Origin of the sequence: Oligoflexus sp. (assembly GCF_035712445.1) — a bacterium.
In the GTDB taxonomy this organism is placed as follows: domain Bacteria; phylum Bdellovibrionota_B; class Oligoflexia; order Oligoflexales; family Oligoflexaceae; genus Oligoflexus.
Window position 1 is genome coordinate 64,436 of sequence record NZ_DASTAT010000140.1, and the last position, 22,463, is coordinate 86,898.

Sequence of the window (22,463 nt, forward strand, 5' to 3'; positions counted from 1 at the left end):
GCGAGGTGTTTATTCTTCAGCAATTTAAGCTGCTTGCGTGGGATTAAGAATTCCAATCTTAACAAATTGGAATTTATGTTCCCTAGAACGGAATATCATCAAGACTCGATGAATTGTGGCTGCCGAACACGCTATCCGAAGGTGGCTCGACCGGGGGTGGATTGAAGCCTGACGAAGGACTGTCATAGCTGGAATCACCGCGGCTCGCACCGGCTCCGGCACTGCCCAGGAATTTCACGTTGTCAGCGACGATTTCCGTGGAATAACGCTTCTGACCCGATTGCTGGTCATCCCAGGAACGGGTCTGCAGGCGACCCTCGACATAAGCCGAGCTGCCCTTGCGCAGGTATTTTGCACAGTTCTCTGCCTGTTTTTTCCAGACAGTGATACGATGCCATTCTGTCTTTTCCTGGCGCTGTCCACTTTGGTCAGTCCAGTTGTCGGTGGTCGCCAGGCTAAATGAACAGAATGCTACGCCGCTTTGGGTGTAGCGCAGTTCGGGATCCTTGCCTAAGTTACCGACTAAAATCACTTTATTGACGGATGCCATCGTCTTCCCTCTTGTTGTCTTCGGCTTTTAAAAGCGCCAGCAATCCGGCCCAGATCTTGGGATTGGACGCCAAGCCCTGCAGTGGTTATAACTAAGCTCGTGACTCGGTCACAAGGAGAAATTACCGGGCTGGTTTTAAGTCAGCGGACGACTTTTTCCACACGTGGAACAGCCCTAGTCTGAGGAGCTTTTTGTATATGATCGTGACTCAAACGCGAGCTTGGCTCGGCAGCAGTCTGGTTTTGCTCGGCATGACCCTCTTTGGGGCCTGCAAAACCGAGGAAAAGTTGCCCAAGCTTGGTGAACAGATTGCAGGACCAGTGGACGTCGCCACCTCACCGAGCGGCAACTACTTTTATGCCCTGAATTCCGACTATGAGCGCCGTTTCAATGAAGGCTCGATCATGGTCATCGATCCGGAAACGGCAACACCGACCAAGATCAACACGATTCCCATTCCACGTCTCGGCCGTTCGCTGGACGTGGCGCAAAATCTCCTGCTCGTCACCTTCGATGCCGAAGGCGATGAAGTCATGCGGCGCATCGATATCTGGGACCTGAAAAACGAAACCGCCCCCACACTCGCAGCCTCATGGAGCATCGAATGCTCGCCTGTGAATGGGATCCTGGCGCCTTCGCAGCCTTACTTCGCCGTGACGTGCTTGAATGGTGATCTTTTCATGGGGCACCTCGATCGCAATAACCTCGCCGCCTCGACTCTGGATCGCGTGCGAAGCTACGGCTATGCACATCGCGCCCTATATTTCTATGAAAACGGAACCAACGTCCAGCTCTTCGGCTTCCCCTCGGACCTCGATATTCCCGATGCGGATGACTACCCCGCCACCGACAAGCAAAGCTACGATCTGGCCACCGATAAAATGATAGATGGCGCGGATGAGGTTCCCGATCTTCTGCAGGACACGCCGCAAGCCCGTCGCCGTCCTGGTAACGGCTATCCGTATCAGATGTTCATCTATAACGTGACGTCTGAGGAAGCGGCCTCACCCACGGATCCCGAGATTGGAACGGCGCGTTTTCGCTATCTGGAAACCGGAACCTATGCCAAACCCAATCAGGTGAACAAGGAGATGCGCTTCATCTATTACACCCTGCGTGACCTCGATGGAACGCCGACTTCGGGTGAAGGCACGGTCGATGTCGACAGCCGCATCTATCGCACCAACTTCTGGATGGCCAAACGCGGGCCGAACGATCCGAGCGAAGTCTTTTACCTTTCGCAGCGCGGCAACGCCTATGGTTCGACCAGCAATAACGTTCTGCGGGTCGAGGTCAATCCCACGGCTTTGAATTCAGGGACCGCGAAGTTCTCGGAGATGTTCCAGGTCCAGCGCGTCTACGGCTTTTCCAACGATCGCGACAGCGTCGCCCGTTATCCAGGCGCTTTTGCGGTGACAGAGATCGATGGCGAGCCCATGCTGCTTGTGAATCACTTCCGGGATCTCATCAATTTCCGTGACGCGCCTTTTTACAGCATTTCACGCAAATTCCTGAACCCGCCCTTCTCTTTGGAGCAGGCTGCGAGCTTCGATTCCACAGCCTTTGAAGCCTCATTTTATCAGCTGGCCGTCTCCAAAAGCGGCAAGCTTCTGACCTGCTCATTCTACGGACAATCCCTTTACTTGTTTGATGTTCGTCCTCGTACTAGTATGAAGGATCAAACTCCGATTCGGATTGAATGATACGCCGTATCTTTGGCATGTCCTGCGCTGGTTCCCGAGCAGGGGACCACGCGGGATGAGGGTCATGCATGCATCTTAAAAAGTTGGTTATTTCCGGTTTCAAGTCGTTTGCCGACAAAGTCACACTGAACTTCGATGACGGAATCACGGGAATCGTCGGGCCGAATGGCTCCGGCAAGTCGAACGTGATCGATGCCGTCCGCTGGGTCATGGGTGAGCAGAATGCCAAGCACCTTCGTGGTGATGTGGCCACCGACATTATTTTTGCCGGTTCCGAGAAACGCAAACCGCTGGGCATGGCTGAAGTTACGCTGATCTTTGACAACAAGGATCAGAGCCACTTCTGTCCGCCTGAATACCGCCATGAGGCTGAAATCGCCTTGACCCGTCGCCTCTATATCGATGGCGAGCGGGAATATTTCATCAATAAAAAACCCTGTCGTCTGAAGGATATCGTCGGCTTTTTCGCGACCACCGGCCTTGGCGGCCGCAGCTATTCGATGATCCAGCAGGGGCAGGTCGATCGCATCCTGAATGCGAAGCCCGAGGACGTGCGCGAGATCCTGGAAGAGGCCGCCGGTACCCTTATTTTCAAGGCCCGCCGTCAGGCCGCCATGAAAAAGCTCGAAGGCACCAACGATAACCTGAAGCGTATCGACGATATTTTGAGCGAGCTCGCCAAACAGCTCGAAAAGCTGAAGGAGCAGGTGGAGAAGGTTGCCGCGTGGAAGCAGCTGAGCGGATCTTTGCGCGATGCGGAGATGAAACTCTTTTCCCATAATTTCCGGCATTTTTCGACCAGGCTCCTTGAAATCGCCCATTCACTCGACACCGATACCGATAGTGAAGTGAAGGCCATGACCGACCTGTCCGGCCTTGAAGCCCGGGTCGAGGAGCTGCAGAGTCAGCTTTCTGAAAATGATCCTGAGCTGGACCTTTTGCGCGAAGAGATTTCCAACCTGCGCGAGCAGATCGTCCGCGCGGAGGGCACCATCACCGCCGCCATGCGAACCACCGAGCAGGGCCAGAAGCGTTTGAATGAACTGCAGGCCAATATTCAGGAGGATCAGGAGAGCCTGAGCTCTCTTGAAAACATGGTGGCCAGCAAGGAAGCGGATTATGTGCGCATGCAGGCGGAAGTGGAACGTCTGCAGGATCTGATCGCATCCTTCCAGGATGAAGTGGATCAGGTTGAAGAGGCCGCGCAGGTCTTTGAAAACCGTGCGCAGGAACTGGAAGATGAAATCAAGAATCTGGAGCTGCTGCTCGAAAGCAACCGCCTGCGCTGCGAAAGCATCGAGCGCGACCGCAAACGTATTCTGATTGAACGTCAGAATTATCAGGAGCGTCAGGATTCGCTGCATCAGTCCTTGAAAGGGATCGCGGATAGAATCGAAGCGGCCCGCAGCGTCCTGAACGAACGTCAGGCCGGGCTTGATCAGGAACTGCAGATGAAGCAGGACCTGGAAGTGGACGTTCAGCGCCGCGAGGAGCAGATTCGCGAAGGCGCGCGGGAACGCGATGCCCATAAGGAAACCTATCTGCATGCGCGGGCCCGACTCGGCACCCTGGAAGAGCTGGAAGCCAGCAGCGGCGATTTGAAGTCGAGCCTGCAGCAGCTCTATCAAAAATATCCGGAAGCCAAACAATCCGTTTACGGTGTGCTGACCGACTTCATCGCCTTTGATAAGGGGATTGAAGAGTGGGCTCCGCGTGCGGTGAATGCCTTTGAACGCTGGTCCGAGCGCCTTATCATCCCATCAGGTGACGCTCTGAATGGGCTGATTCGCCTTGTGAATCAGGAGCAGCTGGCGTCCCTGCCTTTGAGTCTCGCTTCGCTTTGGAATACGGATGACCTTGGTGCCATTCGTCAGTGGGCGGAACGTTACGAGGCTGTGCCGGTCCTGGATGTTCTGAAGGTGCAGGAACCGCATCGCAGTATGCTGACTATCCTTTTGCAGCGGCTTTATTATCTGCCGTCCGTTCATTTGAACGAGGATGAACTGCGCAGCCTGCCCTATGGCCTGATCCTTTTCACCGCCCAGGGTGTTCTGGTTCATTCCCGCGACGATCTTTTGCTGAGCGGAACGCAGTCCAAGGGCAGCCTCAGCCGCAAAAATGAAATCGAAAATCTGGCCCGACAGCTGAAGGAAAGCGAAGGCAAGCTTGCCGCCGCTCAAAGTCATCTGGATGTGCTGGAGCAGCAGCAGGCGGAATCACGCGTTCGTTTGAAGGACATTACCGATCGCCTCGGCAGCCAAAACCAGGATGCCCTGGCGGCGATGTCCGAGATGCAGAATCTTTTGAATCAGGACAATCATCAGAAGGAAATCATCGAGCAGAATGATCATCGCATCAAAGACCTTGATCAGCGCGAGCATGATCTGATGCGAGAGCTGGAGCAGCTCGGTGAAACCCGGATTTCCCTGGGTCAGGAAAAGGAAACGCAGCAGGGTGAACTCGAATCCCTGCAGGATGAGGCCAGCAGCATAGCCGAACGCAAGGACGAGGTGATGCGCGTGCATCAGCAGCGGCAGCTTGAACTTGCGAAGTTTGAGACGCGCTCGCAGTCCAACCGCGAGAACCTGGAGCAGAGCCGGCAGCAGCTGCAGAAACTGCAGACGAACATCACCAAACGCTACGAGGAAAAAAATCGACTCGAAGTCGAACTGGAGCAGGCCGAAATCAATCAGGCCCACGCCACCCAGGAGATCGAGGTTTACATCCGTCGTCGCGAGGAACTCGAAGGCCAGCTGGCCGAGCGTCGCGAGCAAAGCGCCGGCGTTCTGGAAGAGCTGCGTGTGGTGGAAAGCCGCCTGCGTGAAGCGCGGGATCTGCAGATGGAGATTCAGCGCAATAAATCGAAGAAAAGCGTGGAACTTGAGCGTCTCAAGCAGGTGAGCCGCGGAATTCTGGATCAGGCCAAGGAAAAATATCAGGTTGACCTGATGACCTATGAATTCACCGAAGATCCCAACTTCGATGCGGACAAGACCAACCGCGAAATCAGCAAGTTCAGAAATCAGCTGGAAAATATGGGCGGCGTGAACATGGTTGCGGTCGAGGAATACGAGCGTATTTCCAAGCGCCATGAATTCATTGACGCGCAAAAGGAAGAGGTGCTCGGCAGTATCCTCCTCCTTCAGGAAGCGATTGATGAGATCGAAGAGACGTCAAAGGAAAAATTCCTGAGCACCTTTGAGGTCGTGAATCAGAACTTCATCGAACTCTTCCCCATCCTCTTCCCCGGTGGCGAGGCGCGTCTTGAACTGACCAGTGAAGACGCCCTGACCGCAGGTGTCGAGATCATGGTGCGAATGCCCGGGAAGAAACCGCGGAGCATGACGCTTTATTCCGGTGGTGAGAAAGCTCTGACCGCGATCTCTTTGATCTTTGCGCTTTTGAAAACCAAGCCCACACCTTTCTGCTTCCTGGACGAGGTCGATGCGCCTTTGGATGAGGCCAACGTCGGCCGCTACAACAAGGTTCTGGACGCGCTGTCCAATCGCTTCCAGTTCGTGGTCATCACCCACAACCGTCGTACGATGGAAGTCCTGGATCAGCTTTACGGCGTGACCATGCAGGAGGGTGGTGTTTCCACTGTGGTCGGCGTGGATATGAGAAAAGATCTGCCGGCGCATCTGCAGAAAGCCTTCAAGAAAGTGGAAGAAACCGCCGCCACAGGCACATGATGGGAGCCACGGATGGACCTTAAGGGCAAGATAGCTTTGGTGACAGGCTCCAATAGCGGAATCGGTTGGGCCACCGCGCGTGGCTTGGCGGCCCAAGGCGCCCAGGTGATTCTGGGCTGCCGGAATCTGCACAAAGCGGAAGACGCCCGTGAGTCCATTTTGAAGTTTCATCCCAAGGCCACGGTTGACGTCATCTCAATGGACCTTGCGAACATCATGAATATCAAAAGCGCGGCCGAAGTTTTGAAGCGGCGCTTTTCCCAGCTGGATATCCTGATCAATAACGCAGGCGTGATGAGCCTGACCCGACAGGAAACTCGCGATGGTTTTGAAATGACCTTCGGCGTCAATCATCTCGGAACCTTCACCCTCACGCAGGCGCTTCTGCCTTTGGTCAAGGCCGCACCCGAAGGCCGCATCGTGACGCTTTCTTCCAAGCTGCATTATCGCGGACACATGCATTGGGATGATCTGAATTATAGAGCGAGGCCTTATAAAGGTTGGGAGGCCTATAATCAGTCCAAGCTGGCCAATGTTCTGATGACCAAAGCCCTGGCGCGGCGTCTGCAGGGAAGTTCGGCCTCGGCCTTTGCCGTGCATCCGGGTGTGGTCGCAACGCAGCTGGGTCGTGATTATCCGGGCTGGCTGATGTCGATCGCCAAGGTTTTTATGGTGACGCCGGAAAAGGGGGCGCGGACCTCGCTTTATGTGGCGACTGAGCCGGGCCTGCAGAAGCTCAATGGAGCTTATTTTGAAGCTTCAAAAGAAAAGAAGGCCGCGCCTGAGGCTTTATCCGAAGACAATCAGGAACGACTCTGGACTTTAAGCGAAGAGCTTACGGCCTAGTGGCAACGTGAAGATCACTGTGGACTACGAAGATGAGCGTCCAGCCACGGTAGTGGACTACCTCGATGGACCGTTCGACCTGATGAAAGTCAAGAAACTGATCGAAGATTGCGTTGAAGGTATTCTCGCTTCTTGAGTAAGTAGGCCCTCCGGGAGCCATCCTCACTTTCGCGTCAAAGCTCTTATCCCAAGTGGATTTGTCCGGCTTCTGTCGACATCCCATTCATTCACAAATTATGGCTATGCCCCGGGGCTTTGGGCCCAATCCGCTCGTTCTCATGAACGAAATGGAATTGAAGGACGCCTTTGCAATGCCAGTTCAGTTTGAGTTGCCAATAGGACATATATAAGTGGCTCCAATGATCGTGCGGGCAGCTGGCTACTCTATACTGAGAGTAATAGTGTCAGTATGTTACGCCTCACTGCAATAAATACCCAGGGTTTATGTCTCAACCACCGTCTTCTTCACTTTGCTAAAGAGAGTCAAAAAATGAAGTATTCCAAGTTTGTCGTACTTTCCCTAGTCCTCGTCAGCGCCTGCGGTAAAGAGACCAAAACAAAAACCGTGGTCGTCCAGGATCCCGAGCAAAGTAAACGTATCGCCGAACTGGAAGCGGAGAATAATGCCAGCGAGACTGCGCTTGCGCAAAAAGAAGCCGATGTTAAGGCGCGTATCGAAGCGGCCGTCAGTCAAGCCACCGAAGGCCTCGTGAATAAGCAAGAGGTCGATAAACTCGTCAGCGCTGCAGTCGAAAATGCTTTGAAGGACAAGCCGAGCGAAGAGCAAATTCAAGACAGAATCAAGAAAGCTGTTGCGGAAGCGCTTAAAGACACTGTTACGCCCTCGCAAGTGGAAGAACGTATCAATGCTGCGGTTGCAGAAGCCCTAAAGAAACGTCCCAGCGACGAAGAAATCCAAAAGAGAATCAACGCTGCCGTGGAGTTGGCCACCGCTGGCCTTTCGAATCCAGAACAGGTCAAGGCCGCAGTGGATAAAGCCGTGGCCGAGGCTCTGGCCAACACAACAACTGAAGAAGGCATTCTGAAAAGAATCGCTGACGCCGTCGCCGATGCTGTCAAAGGCCTCGTTCCCGAAGCGGACGTCGCTGGACGTATCAATAAGGCTGTCGATGAAGCATTGAAAGCTCGTCCGAGCGACGAAGAAATCCAAAAGAGAATCAACGCTGCTGTGGAGTCGGCTACTGCTGGCCTTTCGAATCCAGATCAGGTCAAAGCCGCAGTGGATAAAGCCGTGGCCGCGGCCTTGGCACTTGTGCCGACGGAAGCTGAAATTCAAGAGCGTATTAAAGCTGAAATCACAGCAGCCCTGGCCGGTGCCGTCCCCGAGACCGCCGTCGTCGAGCGTATCAACAAAGCCGTTTCGGAGGCCCTGAAACAGTCTTTGCTGGCTCGTCAACTCGAAGCTGCCAAGCGATTTGTGAACCTTGTCCAAAGCCGAAAAGGTATTATACACGCTGAAAATTCCAGCGGAGCTCTGGTGCCTACGGAAGTCACTTACTCCTTCAAGCTGGATGAAAGCAAACCATGTCAGCTCACCTTGACTGAAAAAATCAAACTGAACGGTTGGTCCTACACTTACTTCCTGAAGGTCGACAAAAACTATCGCTCGGATGTTATCAGGACCGAGGAAGGAGCAACGAAAATGGCAGGTATGAACCTGTTCCTCAACGGCTGGCTTCCTAACATCGCCTTCGAGGCCAATATCGATGGTGAAGTGACCTCCGATTTCGGCAAAGGTCCGTTCCTGAGTTTCAAAGCTGCCGAAATCGACTTTGTCAACTCGCTCGATAAATCCTTCGGCCTTCTGGTCGACGAGTGCGGCCGCTAATTTCAAACAAAACGATAAAGGTGAATAGATATGCAAAACACAGTTCAAGTAAGTCGCGTTCTTTATAAGTCGATCAGCTGCCTGCTTTTGAGTTCCGCACTGCTGAGCGCCTGCCAGGATACCACGTCGACGAGTTCCCCCAGCGTGACCGAAGTCGGAGGCACGCGCAGCAAACGTCAATCGATTGGCAACTGCTGGCTCTATTCCCAGGCCAGCTGGCTGGAATCCCTTTATTTCTCGAATCATAATGCTCATGTCGACGTTTCGGAGTCTTACTGGACTTACTGGGACTGGTATACGAGGTTAACCCAGGACTCTTACGAGGAGCTGGGAACCGCGAAAGATGAGGGTGGCATCAAATCTTTTGAATTCAACACAGGCGGTTCGTGGAACCGGGCTGTCTATCTCATGTCCAACTATGGCTTTTTGAGTGAAGCCCAGTTTGGTGTGGATGACTATAAAACAGAAAAGTCGGCCCTGCAGGCCGCGGCCCTGGTCGAAGTTCAAAAGGCTCTGCTCGAAGGCGGGGAACTTTTTAAGGCCGAAGATCGCACCAAGGAAAAAGTAACCGCGTTCCTTAACAAAGTATTCAAAGTCAACATGGACGACCTGCTTCCGCAAGCCGTGAAAAACCTGCAGAATGTTGAGATCGCCAACGGCCCTGTGAAGAAAGTCCTGGTCGAAGATCCAGCCAATAGCGGCGAGAGTGCGAGCCAGGAGTATAAATTCGTTCCGAAGTCGAAGGTTAAAGTTGCTCAGGCCATACAAACGGAATGGAGAACGGTTGGCTTTCCTTCTGCCGAAGGTGTTACCACGGCCGAAGGCCTCACGCCTGAAACCATTGCAGCTCGTCGCGCGATATTCAAACGCGTGATGCGTGCCTTGAACGATCGTCAACCTGTTCTTATGAGCGTTCACGTATTCTTCAACGGTCTGAGAGCCGACCCTGCCACGCGTCGGGGAATATTCGATTACAACACCTTGAGCCAGAACCTGCCCAGCCTGCCTGCTGACCAAGGCGGTCATATGGTTTTGTTAACCGACTATACCGTGAAGAATGCTCCTGGCGTCGGCAATCTCGGACGGGGCGATAAAAGTGAGGAAGAGAAGCTTGCCGCCCTTGAAGGCGAATTGGCAACTTTCGTCAGCAAGAACAGTTGGGGTTTTGCCCGTGGTCCCAGAGGCCTCTTTGATGGCGAGTCGGACTTCACGGCTGACTACCTGACGCTGCCAGCCGAGAAAACATACGGTGAAGAGAAAGTATTCGGCTCGACTGTGAGCAGTTTCGTCCTCCCGCGCGGTTATTAATTCCCAAAGGTATACTGTCCTGGAGAAGCATCTCCAGGACACGCCTCGCCTTTTTTTGATGGAAACCTGCCCACGGGTCTTTCGAGGCCGCATATGCCGTTGTTCATGATCTCTCAGCCTCTCTAGGCCGCCGGCGCCTCCCATATAGGCATCAGCAACGTCATGCGGATCCTTGGCGATATTCCGGCCCCGGCCTTTGCCGTGCGTCCGGGTGTGGTCGCAACGCAGCTGGGTCGTGATTATCCTGGTTGGCTGATGTCGATGGCCAAGGTTTTTATGATGACGCCGGAAAATGGAGCGGGACTTCGCTTTATGTGGCGACTGAGCCGGGCAGAAAAGAAGGCCGCGGCCGAGGCGCGCTCTTACGGTCTGATCGCAAGTGGATGCCTTTTGATGACCTCAGCATAGGCTCCTTCCGCTTTGATCAATTCAATCCCTCGCTCATAATCCCTGGCTAACTCTGCGCTCTGCGGCAGGGATTTGGGAAAGACCAGATAGGCCTTGTCTTCAATATAAGCGGGACGCAACGTGATGATATCATCCTCGGCCCCTGGAAACTCGGTGCTGAGATAGTAATGCAGCACCTCCGGGACGGCCAGATAAAGATCAATGCGGCCACGCATGAGCATCTGCATGCTCTGCTGAATGGACGAGTTCTCATAGACTTTGAGACAGCCTGATTCGAGCAGAGGGCGCCGGTGAAAGGATCCGATCAGGATGCCCACTGTCGCGGGACAGAGGCTCTTCAGGCCTTTGAATGGCCCCGTTCGTGAGCCTTTGAGTGCGTGAAAATAGGAATATGTGCGCCAGGCATATTGCGGATAGATGAAATCAAGAGTCCGCTCCTCCACATAGGATGCGCCGAGCAGCGCATCGTAACGACCTTTTCGGGTCATTTCGAGGGCTCTTTTCCACGGTAAAATCACAAATTCGGTTTCGTAGCCCACCCTCTTCAAGGCTTCGCTCGTAATATCCGCCAGTAAACCATTGCGTTCCATATCGGAACTTGTGAGTGGCGCCCATTCCGTGGCGGCAATGGTCAGCTTCTGCGTTTTCGCAAAACCTTCGGGCATGAGCGTGAAGAACGCAAGTGTAAGCTTGAGCAGACGATAATACATAACGCGCCTCACCGAGTCATCCGATTGGCCCAGCGTGGAAGTTAACATGGAATTTTCGAAGTTGGCACGAAGAGAAGAGCACAAATGCATAAAGACCCGTGGGGTGCGGGTCTCTTATCATTTTCGCGAAGCGCAGAGAAGGAGTCACGGACCGACAGGACGACAGGACTTTAGCCTTCCAGTTTATCGACGATCACCTGCACGAGCTCACCGGGTTTACTGTAGAACTCGGCAAAGGAATAGGTTTCGAGGAACCATTCACTGACCGGATCGTGCTCGGCTTCACGGGTTTTTTTCACGAGCTGCGGATATGTGCTGGTCAGCTCCAGCATACGGGCGAGCACGCCAGCGGCTTCAGGCTTGGCGCTCGGATATTTTTTACGAAGATAACGAATCATCAGGCTGATCAGCACGGGATCGAGTTTTTCAGCCAGAAAATAGAGATCGTTGGTTGGCAGCGAGCCCGCCTCTAATCCATCCAACCAACGGAGACTCTCGCGAACTTGAACCTGTGCATCCATGCTTACTTCTCCTTTACAAGGGACGATAGGGGTCAATGAATTGGTTCATACCGACCGATATACTGCTGGTGTTGGGCTCAGCCAGACTCCAGGCATAATCCACGCGGAAAACCAGTCGATTGACCTGCGGAACTGCCAGCCTCAGGCCTAAGCCTGCGCTCGCTCGATCGTTCTGTTTCCAATCCGAAAGTGCATACCCAGCCGCACCATAGTCGATATAGGTGGCGGCCTGCCACCAAACGTAACGGGAGCGGTGAAATATTTTCCGCAGCTCCAGGTTACCGTAGACCGCCTTATTTCCGTACATAACACCATCGGGTAGCCCACGAACCGAATCAAAGCCACCCAGAAAAAAGAGGCTCTGATAGGAACGATCATCGCTCAATCCCAGCCATTCATGAAAGGCGAGATTCCAATCTTCGTCCCAAAGCCCGTACCAAAACAACTCCTGTTCCAGACTCGCCTGGTTTTTTTCCTCAGACCAGGTGGGTCCGGCATTCAGAAGGACGCGCAGACCCTGCAAATTCTGCTGCAGGACAGCCATATCATCATAAACCAGCCTGGCCAAGAGACGTTTCTGATTTATGGGGCGCAAATCAAAATCATCCACGCCCGGAGCAGGTTTCTCCGTTTGCCATCCCAGCTGATGCTGCTGCCTAAAATTCACACGCAGTCCGGCCTGCCAGGGACTGCGAGGATTCGAACTCAGAGGGACCAGCGCTTCGGCAACCACGGCTGTGGCGCTGCCATAAATTCGAGCAACTTCCTGATCCTCCCTATCGTATACGCTACGAATGCGGTTGTCCCGCCAGAGTTCAAGATTTAAGTAATGACGACCCCCTCGCCAGCGCGGGGCACGGATCCACATGACCCCGCCGGTCGGGGCGGAGCCATAGGTTCGGCTTTCTGCACCCATGGTCCAAAGACTGCCAAAAGAATGGGTGTCATAAATGCCGGCGACAATCAGCGGTGTTCCACCCCCAAAGGCCCCGCGAATCACAGGAATAACGGTCCATTTTTCCCTGGCATCTATTTCGAGTTGATAGGCTCCTGGGTCCTTCTCCAATTCCTTCAAATGCACGGATACATCCTGAAAGACCTGAGTCGTGAGAAGGCGGGTTTTGAGCGTGTCGATGTCCGCGCCGCTCAGATCGCAGGGACATTGAAGCCCTGCATATTCCATGAGCCAATTGATATTGGTGCGGCCCAGACCTTTGATTTCAATCTGCTGAATATGGAAGTTGCCGCCTTGCGCAAAAGCCGCAGACGAGCAACCGATCCAGCCGAGAATCAGCAGGCCATGCTTTCGGATGAAATCAAAGATAGGGATCACCCTGATTGAGATAGTGTCTGACGTAGTCGTTCACACCGTCTTCCAGACTGTAAAAGGGCTCCTGATATCCGGCCACGGAACGCAGTTTGTTCAGATCAGCTTCCGTGAAGTATTGATACTGGTTTTGCAGGCTCGAAGGCATTTCAATCCATTCGAACTTCGGCTTTTTATCGAGGGCCGCGAAGACCGCGCGACCAAGGTCGGCGAACGTCCGTGCCTGGCCGGTGCCAAGGTTATAAAGGCCCGAAGGGATGCGGCGATGTTCCTTCCAGAAATGCAGCATGACCTTCACCACGTCCTTCACATAGACGAAGTCGCGGCGCTGTTCACCGTGTTCGATGTCGGGACGATGGGATTTGAAAAGGCGCAGGCTGCTCTTGTCACGAACCTGGGGAAAGGCATGGTAGACAACGCTGGCCTGTGGACCTTTGTGATATTCCTGGGGGCCGTAGACGTTGAAATATTTGAATCCATACCAAAAGGGCGGCGTTATTTTCTGCTTCAAGGCCCAGGCGTCAAAGAGCTGTTTGCTCCAGCCGTATTTATTGATCGGGCGCAGTTCGGGAATGCGCTCGTGTTCGTCCAGGAAGGTCGATTCCTCGGCGCCATAGGTCGCGGCCGAAGAGGCATAAAGAAAGGGAATATCGCGCTGCGCGCAGTAGTCCCAAAGTTTTTTGGTGAAGAGAACGTTGTTGTTCATCAGATAATCGGCATCACGCTCGGTGGTCGATGAGCAGGCGCCAAGATGAAAGACGGCTTCGAAAAGGGGATGTCCCGCTTCATCGAGCCAGTTGAAAAGTTGATCCTTGGGAACCACGTAGTCAATACGGCGTTTTGCAAGATTCTTCCACTTGTCGCCCAAACCGAGGTGGTCTGAGACGATGATAGTGTGGTGACCTTTCTCATTGAGCGCCCAGACCAAGGCACTGCCAATGAAGCCAGCGCCGCCGGTGATCAGTATCATCCTCTAAAACCCCTTTCTACAAGGCTTTTGCCAGCAGAACGGCTCGCGTTTGCAGGCCTAAATGATCTAGTATATACCTGCCTTGGCCGGAAATCGAAACTCCTTTGGCCAATAAAAAACGGCACTCTCAAACGAGGTGCCGCTTTTTTTTATACAAGCACGGGTCGCTTACTTTTTAAACGAGCGCACGTATTTGACGACTTCCGCGATCTCGGCATCGTTGAGTGCGGCTCCCCAGGGTGCCATGGTTGGGCTCAGACCGACGGACGCGCCGCCTTCCTTGATGACCTTGGTGATATGGGCGTCATCCACGGAAGCCTGCCACTTGGCATCTGTAAAGTTCCGCGGTTTGGGATTCATAGCGAGCGCGCCTGGGCCGCTGGCCGCACCATCGTTACCGTGACAGGCTGCGCAGAACTGATTGAATTTTTCCTGTCCAACCCCGCCACTGGCTCCACCGCTGCTGGCCACAGCTTTTGGTGCGGGCACCGATCCGTCAGGATTCAGTGTCTCGATAGCCTGATTGGCATTGGTCTCTTCCTGTTTGAAGCGCTCCTGTGCGGGCCGCGGGTCATGTTGGGCGGTACAGGATTTACAAGCGCTCAAGACCATCCCAACGGCAAGGGATGAAAGAGCCAATAGGGTGCGTCTGATTTTCATGCTTTCTCCTTTTGATGCGGTCCAGGGAGCCATGTATAGCATATTCAACCGGGGCACCAAAGAAAAATACGGACGAAAACACGGCCCCAGTCGCCGGTTTTTAAGCCCTTTGGTGCGCTCGTCTACCAGTTCCAGGTCAGACGAACTTGCGCAAAAGATTGGGCGCGCTGTCGCTTATCCTGACCCGGAGCAAAGTGATAGAGTTCATATAGTCTGTCATATTTTACAAAAAAGTTTTCCAGAAAAAGACTGAATCCGCTTTCATTGATATAGCCGATCCCGAAGGTGTCTTCACGCAGGCGAAGGCGGTCGTGATCGGTCCCCGCATCCAGGCAGCGGCCGTCGCGGCCCAGACCCTGGCAGGCACGCGCCCGGGCACCGGCTCTGAGTTTGACATCAAGGTCCTGGTGATGGAAAGCGAGCAGGTATTCCGCTAGAATCAAATAGGAAGCGCTGAAGGCGAGCGTGCGCTTTTCAATCTCGCTTCTCATGCCCCAGTGCTCGGCGAGAATTTCCGTAAGATCGAAGGGACCTTCCGAAGGATCAACCGCCGTGACATCCGCCGGTGTCTTGGGGCCGCGGATCAGGTTTTTTTGCAGCCCGATCGCGGCACGCAGACCACGGGCTTTGCGATGCTGTCCCGTGAGGATAAGAGAAAGCGCCTGGCGCTCATTTTTGAATCCTTCGCGGGCTTTCGCTCTTTGATCACGCGGGAGCCAGTAAAAGCTCTCCTCTTCCATGCTGTCGGGATCCATGGAATAAGCCCCTTGCCATTCGAGTCCCTCACTTATTTCGCGTCTGAGCATCAGAGCCAGATAGGCTTTATGATCACGATCCTTGAAGCGTTCGCCTTCACCGAGTCCTGCAATCAGAGTCCAGGAATTCGCGGGACGCTCCGTATCGATCACGCTCATGCGCAAAGCCGTCTGATTCCAGCCGCTATCCTGAAGAGCATGCGCAAAACTCAAACCGCTGGCATCGGGAATCAGTGTGGCGGCATTCCAGTTTTCGAGGCTCACTTCGACCGCATCACTGGCCCTGAAACGCAAAGCATAGCGATCAAACCAGGTGCGACGCGGCGGTAACCTTTGATCCAAACGATCATAGGTATCCTCCCACGTTGGTTTTTCAACAAGTCCCGGATCCCAGGCCAGCTGCAGCGAAAGCCGCTCGCTCAGGAAGGTCCGCAGTCCGAATTGAAAATGATTGAGTCGTGGGCATTTGGTACCACAGGTGACCTCGCCTTCCACGAAGAGACGTCGGGGTTCGGAGGCGTCTTCGGTTTGAGCATAAGCTGCGGTTCCCAGCATGCCCGTCACGAGCATGACTCCCGACGTCAGTCTTCTGACAAATGATGAGTACAATTTTTGACTCCCCGTCACGCTCTTGACTCCTGTCGTCAGGGCTCTGACGCCTTGCTTTGGTTCAATCCCCAAAAGAATCGACTTTATCCTATGACTATCGCAAACGCTCCGCAAGCGCTTGCTTTTGCAAGGATGCACGCAGCTTTTTACAGCTTCTCGTAAAAATTGGACGCGTCGAAGCCTTGGCACATCTCTTGTAATCCTGACCCTGGCTCAACAGGAGTATTTATGGCAGAAGAAGGCAAAAAAGAAGAGAAAGAAAAAAAAGAAGGTGAAGCCCCTGCCGAGGAAAATCCTGAGCAGGAGGCGAAGAAGCGCAAGAAGAAGCTTCTGATCTTCGCGATTCTCGGCGTTTTGCTGATCGGTGGAGCAGGCGCGGGTGCCTTCATGTTCCTGAGCGGAGGCAAAAAAGCCGACGAGCATGAAATTACGGCCAAAGGCACCGCGGGAAAAGCGGATGAACACGGCGGCGAGAAAAAAGAAGAAGGCAAAAAAGCCGACGCGCCCGCCGAAGATAAAAAAGAAGAAGGCAAAGGTGAAGAGAAGAAAGCTGAAGGAGCCGGAGAGCATAAGGAAGGTGAAAAGGCCGCTGAAGGGCAGGCTGAAGGCGAAAAGAAAGCCGACGGCACGGCAGCGGACAAAAAGGACGCCAAGCCCCAGCTTGATATTGATTTCGGCGACACCTATAAAATGGCTGGATTTAACATCAACCTCGGCAACGCCCTGGAAAACCGCTATGTGCGGCTCGAGATTTCCCTTGAGTATAAAGGCGGCGATGCAACCAAGCAGGAAATTGAAAAACGCATGCCCCAGCTCCGCGATGCCATCATCGGCATCCTGCAGCGGAAAACGCGAGAGTTCCTTCTGGCGCCGGATGGCAAGGAAGCGCTCCGCAAAGAGATCCTGACCCGGATCAATCGTTATATGAAGACCAAGGTCGAAGCGGTTTACATCACGGATATGTTGATCGAGTGAATGAGCGGTTCCCTTTGATCGAATCACGAGGAGTGGCTGATGAGTCAGGTACTGTCCCAGAGCGAAGTCGATGCCCTTTTATCCGCGGTCTCGGATAATCGCGTCGACTCCGATGATGATGGCGGCCCTGAGGGCCTACAGAGCGGCGTCGTCCAGTATGATCTGGCCAACCAGGACAGGATCATCCGTGGTCGTATGCCCACGCTCGACATCATTCACGACCGCTTCATCCGCCTTTTCCGGGTGACGCTGTCCAACGCCCTGCGGAAAATGGCCAACCTCAGCGTGAACTCGACAGGTCCGCTGAAGTTCTCGGAGTTCATGAACTCCTTGCCTTTGCCTTCCTGTCTGAACATTCTGCGCCTCGATCCTCTGCGCGGCGCGGCCGTGATGGTGATCGAATCGAAACTGCTCTATGCGCTGGTCGACAGTTTCTTCGGCGGCAACGATGTGCCTTACACCAAAATCGAAGGCAAGGACTTTACCCAGATCGAAATCAAGATCGCCCGTCGCGTGGTCCTTTCCGCGATCGACGATCTGGAAAAAGCCTGGGAACCCGTCTATCCCCTGAAGATCGGTTATAGCCGTACTGAAATCAACCCGCAGTTCGTCGCCGTCGTGCCGCCTTCGGACGTTGTGATCGCCACGACCTTTGACGTCGAACTCGAAAAGGTTTCGGGAACGATCAAGATCGTGATTCCTTATTCCACGCTGGAACCGATCAAATCCAAACTCTCGGTCGGTTTCCAGAGTGAGCAGCTCGAAGTCGACTTCATCTGGATCAACCGGGTGAAGGAGCAGATCATGCAGACCACGGCGAACATCGTCGTGAAGCTGGGGGAAGCGAACATTCAGGTGCGTGACCTCATGAACCTGGAAGTCGGCGACATCATACAACTCGATACTGATGCCACCATGCCGCTCAACGTGATGGTCGAGGGCATTCCCAAATTTAAAGGCATCCCTGGTCTTTTGCGCGGCAATCGCGCGATCCGTATCACTGAATCCATGTTTGAAAGCTGAGGAGTCTCGCGATGGCTGATGATTTAAATCCGGAAGATTTTGGTTTAGGTGGTGATTTGGACGACGCCCTTGCGGCCGCTGCTGGCGGTGACGACGGTGGTGGTAAAGGCGGTGGGGACAAGGACGAAAATATCGTCATGACTCCCGAGGACTCGCGCCTCGCCCGTACGGACTTTTCGAAGCTGAAGATGATCCTCGATGTCCCGCTGAAAGTTTCGGTGGAACTCGGCCGCACCAAGATGCTGGTGAACGATCTTCTGCAGCTTGGTCAGGGTTCGGTGATCGAACTCGACAAGATCGCAGGGGAGCCCATGGAGATTCTGATCAACGATAAGCTCGTGGCCATGGGTGAAGTCGTGGTGGTGAACGAAAAATTCGGTGTGCGTTTGACCGACGTCGTGTCGCAGTTTGGTCTGGGTGATATGAGTCATAACGCCTGATAGAGAGGGCTTTCGCATGTTGCGGTTCTTTGCTGTGGTCTTATTGATGTTTGGTACGCGTCTTTACTCGCAGGAAACTCCGGCGAGCCCGACGCTGATGATGATGGGTCCCATCGATGGCGAATCGGATCAAAAATCATCCATCATCACCGTGCGCTATGATAGCAAACCAGGCTTCCCCAAACCCAAGGTGGAAGCCATGGGAAGCTTCATCCAGGTGACTCTGCCCAACACCATGGTGCCTAAGCCAGGGCAGTTCGTCGAGGCCAACAGTCCCTATATTCGCAAGTTCGCCGCGTTCCAGCTCGATGAGCAGACGGCGGGTTTGCGTCTCTTCGTAACCAAGGAAGCTGCGCACCTCGTCGGCGCTGTGACCACGGATATCCTGGAAAATCGCGTCGTCGTCATGCTCGATCATGCCGAAGCGGAAAAGCAGCTGCTGGCGCATTTTGATGGCGTTCCTGTCACGGGTGGTCCGACGGCGGAAGAGGTGGTGCAGAAAACGGAAGTGCGCAGCGATATTCCTGATCCAGCCAAAACCCAGGTGGTGGCCAAGGAAGCCCCTGCAAAAGCACAGGCAGCGGCTCCTGCTGCGGCAGCGGCCCCTTCCTGGAGTGATGGTCTTCAGGAAAAGCTGGTGATGGTGACCATTTTCATGGCGGTGATGCTGGCGCTGATGATCGGTATGAAGAGCTGGCGCCGCGTGATGACCAAAATGCCCGGCGCTCCCGTCCAGGATTATTCGCTGAAAACTCTGGCCACGCATGCTGTGGGTCCCAAGCAGAAACTCACCGTCGTGCAGGTCGGCCAGGAGCAGATTCTGCTCGGAGTGTCCCCGGACAATATCAATTTTCTGACCTCGCTGAAAAATCCCAACGATGCGCAGCCGCGTATGGCGATTGATCCTGCGCTGTTTCAAAAGCAGGCTCTGCCGAAGGAAGCGCCGGTTCGTCGTTCGGGTCCCGTTCTGGATGATGTGCCTCCGCGTCCGGCAGCCCGTCCGCGCTCGACTCCCAAGACGGATCTCCCTGAGCCAGGCAGCGCCATTTCCTATGGCATCGGGGATCAGGGTATCAAGAATATGAAGCCTTCGTCGCGTCAAGCGGAAGAGCCCAGCAGTGTCGATGATGTGACGCGCATGATTCGTAAAAAACTGCGTGATCTTCCCAAAGTTTAAACAGGGTTTGGCATGACCGTTTCGGGTGTAAAAAAAGGTCTTTTCTGGGCGCTGCTCGCGCTGCTCGTGAGTGGCCGCGCCTATGCGGATACCAAGATTCCTGGGCTCAACTTCAATATCTACGAAGTGGATGACCCGGATGCTTTCGTACCTGCGCTGAAGATCATCGCGCTCCTCACCATCCTGGGCGTGGCGCCGGCGATCCTTCTGATGATGACCTCGTTCACCCGCATCGTGGTCGTGCTGAGTTTTGTGCGCCAGGCCCTGGGGACCCAGACCATGCCTCCGAACCAGGTGGTGCTGGGCCTGTCCCTGTTTTTGACTTTTTTCACGATGGGTCCTGTTATTGATGTGATTCAGGAAAGGGCACTGACGCCTTACCTGGAAAAAGCCATCACCCAGGAGCAGGCGCTGAAAGAGACGCTGGCCCCGCTAAGGACCTTTATGCTCCGCGAAGTGAAAGAATCCGATCTTCAGGCTTTCTTCAATATCGCCAAGCTGCCGAAGCCCAAGAGCATGGATGAAGTTCCGATGCGGGTTCTGATTCCATCCTTTGTGGTTTCGGAACTGAAGACGGCCTTTCAGATCGGATTTTTGATTTATATCCCCTTCCTCGTCATCGACATGGTGGTGTCCTCGATCCTTATGGGTATGGGGATGATGATGCTGCCGCCGACTGTGGTGTCGCTGCCCTTTAAGCTGGTGCTCTTCGTGCTGGTGGATGGCTGGGGACTCATCGTTGATTCTTTGGTTCGCAGCTTTTCCCTTGGATAAAGGAGTCCTTCCATGACTCAACAGACAGTGCTTGATATCGGCTGGAACACGATCTGGGTCATGATCAAGATCTCGTCGCCAGCCCTGCTCGCCACCCTTGTGATGGGTCTTCTGATTTCCATTTTTCAGGCGGCGACCCAGATCAACGAACAGACGCTTTCGTTCATTCCCAAGATCCTGGCCATGGCCGCGGCAATGATCATCTGCGGCCCCTGGGTTTTGCGCACCATGATGACGTTCACGATCAACCTGATTCGCGATATTCCGAACCTCGTTCACTGAAGGGTCGGTATGATTTACGGCATCACAGTCGAAGCGATCCTCACGGCGGCCCTGATCTTCATCAGGGTCAGTGGGATTTTATTCGCGCTGCCGTTCATCGGGGATCAGCCGACGCCGGTTCGGGTGCGCATCCTGCTCAGCGTGGCTCTCACCTTTACCATGCAGGGTCTGGTGCCCACGGATTGGCTGGTGGACTTTCCACAGGATCCTTTGCTTTATATGATCCTCGTGATCAAAGAGATCTGTATCGGCCTTTTTATAGGCTTTGTGGCCCGCATTGCCTTTGATGCCATCATCATGGCGGCGAGCCTTGTCGGCTTTCAGATGGGTTTTGGCGTGGCCGACCTTATGATGCCGGATGCCGATGTGCAGATGAACGCGTTCACGGCGTTTCACCGCGTGATCATGCTCATGATCTTTCTTGGATTGAACCTGCATCACATCTACCTGGATGCCATGGTTCGCACGTTCACCCTGATTCCAGCCGGCGGGATTGCACCGCAGATGGAAATGGGGCGCTTTCTGATTGATCTGACGGCGGGAATGTTTCGCGTGGCCATGCAGCTTTCCGCTCCGGTCCTGGTGGCCCTGATGTTCACCAATACCGCCCTGGGTCTGATTGCCCGCACGGTACCCCAGATGAACGTTTTCACGATGAGCTTTCCCATAGGCTTTTTCGTGGGTCTTGCTGTTTACATGGCCTGCCTGCCCTTTTTTCCAGGCTGGGTCACGCAACATTTCAACACGTCCCAGGAGCAGATTCTTCTGACTCTTAAGGGCATTGCCCCATAAGGTGAGCGATGGCTGCCGAAGATGATGGCCAGGACCGAAGTGAAGAAGCGAGCCCCGAGCGACGCGACGAGTTCCGTGAGCGCGGTCAGATCGCTGTGTCCCGCGAAGTCACATCGGTTTTGGTGCTGGCTGCGGTCATCGGTATGTTCGGCTATTACCTGATGTGGCTGATGCATCGACTGCAGCACTTCATGATTTCCCATTTTCAGCATCTGAGTACCGAACAGGTGACCAGTAAAAGCATCACAGGGTATTTGGGAGAAGTCGGGCGTGAGCTTCTGATTATGATTACGCCGATCTTCATAGCAACGACGGTGGCATCGGTTGCCGTCACCTTCTTTCAGACGCGATTGAACTGGTCCTGGCAAAAATTGGCTCCCGATTTCACGCGGCTTGATCCTTTCAAAGGATTCATGAAGACCTTCAGCATGGATTCGGTGGTCGAGCTTTTGAAAAGCGTGGGCAAGATGCTGATCGTCGGGTGCATGACCTATACCATCCTTCAGGGTGAATGGGTGAAGATGCCCGGCCTTCTGCATATGACCTATCTGCAGTCCTGGGCTTACTGGACATCCATGACCAAGACCCTGATCTGGTCCGTGATCGGTCTGCTCCTCTTTTTGGGTGCGGCTGACTTCCTTTACAACTTCTTCAGCCTTGAAAAGAAGATGAAGATGACCAAGCAGGAAGTCAAAGATGAATACAAAAAGCGGGAATTGGATCCCCATGTCAAAGCCAAGATGAAGCGCATGCAGCGGGAGATGTCGAGCGCCAAGACCATTGCGGCCACACGCACGGCGACGGCTGTCATCACCAACCCGACTCACTTTGCGGTCGCCATTTATTATGAACTGGGCATGGGTGCCCCCATCGTCGTGGCCAAAGGCCAGGATCTGGTTGCGAAGCAGATGAAGGAAGTCGCCAAGGAATCGGATATCCCGATCATCGAGAACAAGCCCCTGGCGCGAACTCTTTTCAAGGTTTGCAAAGTCGGCCAGGAAATACCTGAGTCTCTTTACAAAGCCGTGTCCGAAGTTATCCGTTACGTGTTCCTGCTCAAAGGTAAAAAACTCAGTCGGAAATAGTAGGAGC

At 54.0% G+C, this 22,463-nt stretch carries 21 protein-coding genes; 14 read left to right on the forward strand and 7 right to left on the reverse strand.

Features of this window, described 5'->3' with window-relative positions:
• Positions 1–82: 82 nt before the first annotated feature.
• Entirely contained in the window at positions 83–550 is a 468-nt protein-coding gene (locus tag VFO10_RS29305) for a single-stranded DNA-binding protein (protein ID WP_325145582.1), read from the reverse strand.
• Between the two features lie 197 nt (positions 551–747).
• Here VFO10_RS29305 and VFO10_RS29310 point away from each other — a divergent pair, with 197 nt between their 5' ends.
• The 6 genes from VFO10_RS29310 (at position 748) to VFO10_RS29335 (ending at position 10,356) form a co-directional block, all read left to right on the forward strand.
• Positions 748–2,253, forward strand: coding sequence for a hypothetical protein (locus VFO10_RS29310; RefSeq protein WP_325145583.1), 1,506 nt, complete (start codon positions 748–750; stop codon positions 2,251–2,253).
• Positions 2,254–2,321: 68 nt separating this feature from the next.
• The gene (smc, locus tag VFO10_RS29315) at positions 2,322–5,945 is read left to right on the forward strand and encodes a chromosome segregation protein SMC (protein ID WP_325145584.1); all 3,624 of its coding nucleotides are present in this window, start codon (positions 2,322–2,324) and stop codon (positions 5,943–5,945) included.
• Between the two features lie 12 nt (positions 5,946–5,957).
• Positions 5,958–6,791 carry an SDR family oxidoreductase gene (locus VFO10_RS29320; RefSeq protein WP_325145585.1) on the forward strand — a complete coding sequence of 278 codons (834 nt, stop codon included), beginning with the start codon at positions 5,958–5,960 and terminating at the stop codon, positions 6,789–6,791.
• 409 nt (positions 6,792–7,200) lie between these two features.
• On the forward strand, positions 7,201–8,640 hold the full coding sequence (locus tag VFO10_RS29325) for a hypothetical protein (protein ID WP_325145586.1): 1,440 nt from the start codon (positions 7,201–7,203) through the stop codon (positions 8,638–8,640).
• A 30-nt stretch (positions 8,641–8,670) separates the two neighbouring features.
• Complete coding sequence (locus VFO10_RS29330; RefSeq protein WP_325145587.1) at positions 8,671–9,948, forward strand: hypothetical protein; 1,278 nt, start codon at positions 8,671–8,673, stop codon at positions 9,946–9,948.
• Positions 9,949–10,110: 162 nt separating this feature from the next.
• The gene (locus VFO10_RS29335) at positions 10,111–10,356 is read left to right on the forward strand and encodes a hypothetical protein (protein ID WP_325145588.1); all 246 of its coding nucleotides are present in this window, start codon (positions 10,111–10,113) and stop codon (positions 10,354–10,356) included.
• Here VFO10_RS29335 and VFO10_RS29340 read toward each other — a convergent pair.
• The 6 genes from VFO10_RS29340 to VFO10_RS29365 all read right to left on the reverse strand — a co-directional run bounded on the left by VFO10_RS29340 (position 10,311) and on the right by VFO10_RS29365 (position 15,908).
• Positions 10,311–11,066 (reverse strand): substrate-binding periplasmic protein, encoded by a 756-nt coding sequence (locus VFO10_RS29340; RefSeq protein WP_325145589.1) that lies wholly within the window; start codon positions 11,064–11,066, stop codon positions 10,311–10,313. The genes VFO10_RS29335 and VFO10_RS29340 overlap by 46 nt on opposite strands.
• 170 nt (positions 11,067–11,236) lie before the next feature.
• Positions 11,237–11,587, reverse strand: a complete 351-nt coding sequence (locus tag VFO10_RS29345) for a hypothetical protein (RefSeq protein WP_325145590.1) — start codon at positions 11,585–11,587, stop codon at positions 11,237–11,239.
• Between the two features lie 13 nt (positions 11,588–11,600).
• On the reverse strand, positions 11,601–12,920 hold the full coding sequence (locus tag VFO10_RS29350) for a BamA/TamA family outer membrane protein (protein WP_325145591.1): 1,320 nt from the start codon (positions 12,918–12,920) through the stop codon (positions 11,601–11,603).
• Entirely contained in the window at positions 12,904–13,884 is a 981-nt protein-coding gene (rfaD, locus tag VFO10_RS29355; RefSeq protein ID WP_325145592.1) for an ADP-glyceromanno-heptose 6-epimerase, read from the reverse strand. Before rfaD ends, VFO10_RS29350 begins: the two co-directional genes overlap by 17 nt.
• Positions 13,885–14,052: 168 nt before the next feature.
• Complete coding sequence (locus tag VFO10_RS29360; RefSeq protein ID WP_325145593.1) at positions 14,053–14,544, reverse strand: cytochrome c; 492 nt, start codon at positions 14,542–14,544, stop codon at positions 14,053–14,055.
• A 122-nt stretch (positions 14,545–14,666) separates the two neighbouring features.
• A complete protein-coding gene (locus VFO10_RS29365; RefSeq protein WP_325145594.1) occupies positions 14,667–15,908 on the reverse strand; it encodes a hypothetical protein in 1,242 nt (413 codons plus the stop codon).
• 228 nt (positions 15,909–16,136) lie between these two features.
• Here VFO10_RS29365 and VFO10_RS29370 point away from each other — a divergent pair, with 228 nt between their 5' ends.
• Genes VFO10_RS29370 through VFO10_RS29405 form a run of 8 tightly spaced genes read left to right on the forward strand, consistent with a single transcriptional unit; the run spans position 16,137 to position 22,456 of the window.
• On the forward strand, positions 16,137–16,883 hold the full coding sequence (locus tag VFO10_RS29370) for a flagellar basal body-associated FliL family protein (protein ID WP_325145595.1): 747 nt from the start codon (positions 16,137–16,139) through the stop codon (positions 16,881–16,883).
• Between the two features lie 39 nt (positions 16,884–16,922).
• A complete protein-coding gene (gene fliM, locus VFO10_RS29375) occupies positions 16,923–17,906 on the forward strand; it encodes a flagellar motor switch protein FliM (protein WP_325145596.1) in 984 nt (327 codons plus the stop codon).
• 11 nt (positions 17,907–17,917) lie between these two features.
• Complete coding sequence (fliN, locus tag VFO10_RS29380) at positions 17,918–18,346, forward strand: flagellar motor switch protein FliN (protein ID WP_325145597.1); 429 nt, start codon at positions 17,918–17,920, stop codon at positions 18,344–18,346.
• A 16-nt stretch (positions 18,347–18,362) separates the two neighbouring features.
• The gene (locus VFO10_RS29385) at positions 18,363–19,523 is read left to right on the forward strand and encodes a flagellar biosynthetic protein FliO (protein ID WP_325145598.1); all 1,161 of its coding nucleotides are present in this window, start codon (positions 18,363–18,365) and stop codon (positions 19,521–19,523) included.
• Between the two features lie 12 nt (positions 19,524–19,535).
• Entirely contained in the window at positions 19,536–20,297 is a 762-nt protein-coding gene (gene fliP / locus VFO10_RS29390) for a flagellar type III secretion system pore protein FliP (protein WP_325145599.1), read from the forward strand.
• Between the two features lie 12 nt (positions 20,298–20,309).
• Entirely contained in the window at positions 20,310–20,579 is a 270-nt protein-coding gene (fliQ, locus tag VFO10_RS29395; RefSeq protein ID WP_325145600.1) for a flagellar biosynthesis protein FliQ, read from the forward strand.
• Positions 20,580–20,588: 9 nt separating this feature from the next.
• Positions 20,589–21,371: a flagellar biosynthetic protein FliR gene (gene fliR / locus VFO10_RS29400; protein WP_325145601.1), complete on the forward strand. Its 783-nt coding sequence runs from the start codon at positions 20,589–20,591 to the stop codon at positions 21,369–21,371.
• A gap of 8 nt (positions 21,372–21,379) precedes the next feature.
• A complete protein-coding gene (locus VFO10_RS29405) occupies positions 21,380–22,456 on the forward strand; it encodes an EscU/YscU/HrcU family type III secretion system export apparatus switch protein (protein WP_325145602.1) in 1,077 nt (358 codons plus the stop codon).
• The last annotated feature ends 7 nt before the right edge of the window (positions 22,457–22,463 follow it).

Coding starts and splice junctions, on each gene's coding strand:
- fliQ (WP_325145600.1), top strand. CDS start 20,310: ATGACTCAACAGACAGTGCTTGATATCGGCTGGAACACGATCTGGGTC.
- VFO10_RS29360 (WP_325145593.1), bottom strand. CDS start 14,544: ATGAAAATCAGACGCACCCTATTGGCTCTTTCATCCCTTGCCGTTGGG.
- VFO10_RS29340 (WP_325145589.1), bottom strand. CDS start 11,066: ATGTATTATCGTCTGCTCAAGCTTACACTTGCGTTCTTCACGCTCATG.
- fliR (WP_325145601.1), top strand. CDS start 20,589: ATGATTTACGGCATCACAGTCGAAGCGATCCTCACGGCGGCCCTGATC.
- VFO10_RS29330 (WP_325145587.1), top strand. CDS start 8,671: ATGCAAAACACAGTTCAAGTAAGTCGCGTTCTTTATAAGTCGATCAGC.
- fliP (WP_325145599.1), top strand. CDS start 19,536: ATGACCGTTTCGGGTGTAAAAAAAGGTCTTTTCTGGGCGCTGCTCGCG.
- VFO10_RS29405 (WP_325145602.1), top strand. CDS start 21,380: ATGGCTGCCGAAGATGATGGCCAGGACCGAAGTGAAGAAGCGAGCCCC.
- VFO10_RS29345 (WP_325145590.1), bottom strand. CDS start 11,587: ATGGATGCACAGGTTCAAGTTCGCGAGAGTCTCCGTTGGTTGGATGGA.
- VFO10_RS29310 (WP_325145583.1), top strand. CDS start 748: ATGATCGTGACTCAAACGCGAGCTTGGCTCGGCAGCAGTCTGGTTTTG.
- VFO10_RS29320 (WP_325145585.1), top strand. CDS start 5,958: ATGGACCTTAAGGGCAAGATAGCTTTGGTGACAGGCTCCAATAGCGGA.
- VFO10_RS29335 (WP_325145588.1), top strand. CDS start 10,111: ATGCGGATCCTTGGCGATATTCCGGCCCCGGCCTTTGCCGTGCGTCCG.
- VFO10_RS29325 (WP_325145586.1), top strand. CDS start 7,201: ATGTTACGCCTCACTGCAATAAATACCCAGGGTTTATGTCTCAACCAC.
- rfaD (WP_325145592.1), bottom strand. CDS start 13,884: ATGATACTGATCACCGGCGGCGCTGGCTTCATTGGCAGTGCCTTGGTC.
- VFO10_RS29305 (WP_325145582.1), bottom strand. CDS start 550: ATGGCATCCGTCAATAAAGTGATTTTAGTCGGTAACTTAGGCAAGGAT.
- smc (WP_325145584.1), top strand. CDS start 2,322: ATGCATCTTAAAAAGTTGGTTATTTCCGGTTTCAAGTCGTTTGCCGAC.
- VFO10_RS29385 (WP_325145598.1), top strand. CDS start 18,363: ATGTTGCGGTTCTTTGCTGTGGTCTTATTGATGTTTGGTACGCGTCTT.
- VFO10_RS29370 (WP_325145595.1), top strand. CDS start 16,137: ATGGCAGAAGAAGGCAAAAAAGAAGAGAAAGAAAAAAAAGAAGGTGAA.
- fliN (WP_325145597.1), top strand. CDS start 17,918: ATGGCTGATGATTTAAATCCGGAAGATTTTGGTTTAGGTGGTGATTTG.
- fliM (WP_325145596.1), top strand. CDS start 16,923: ATGAGTCAGGTACTGTCCCAGAGCGAAGTCGATGCCCTTTTATCCGCG.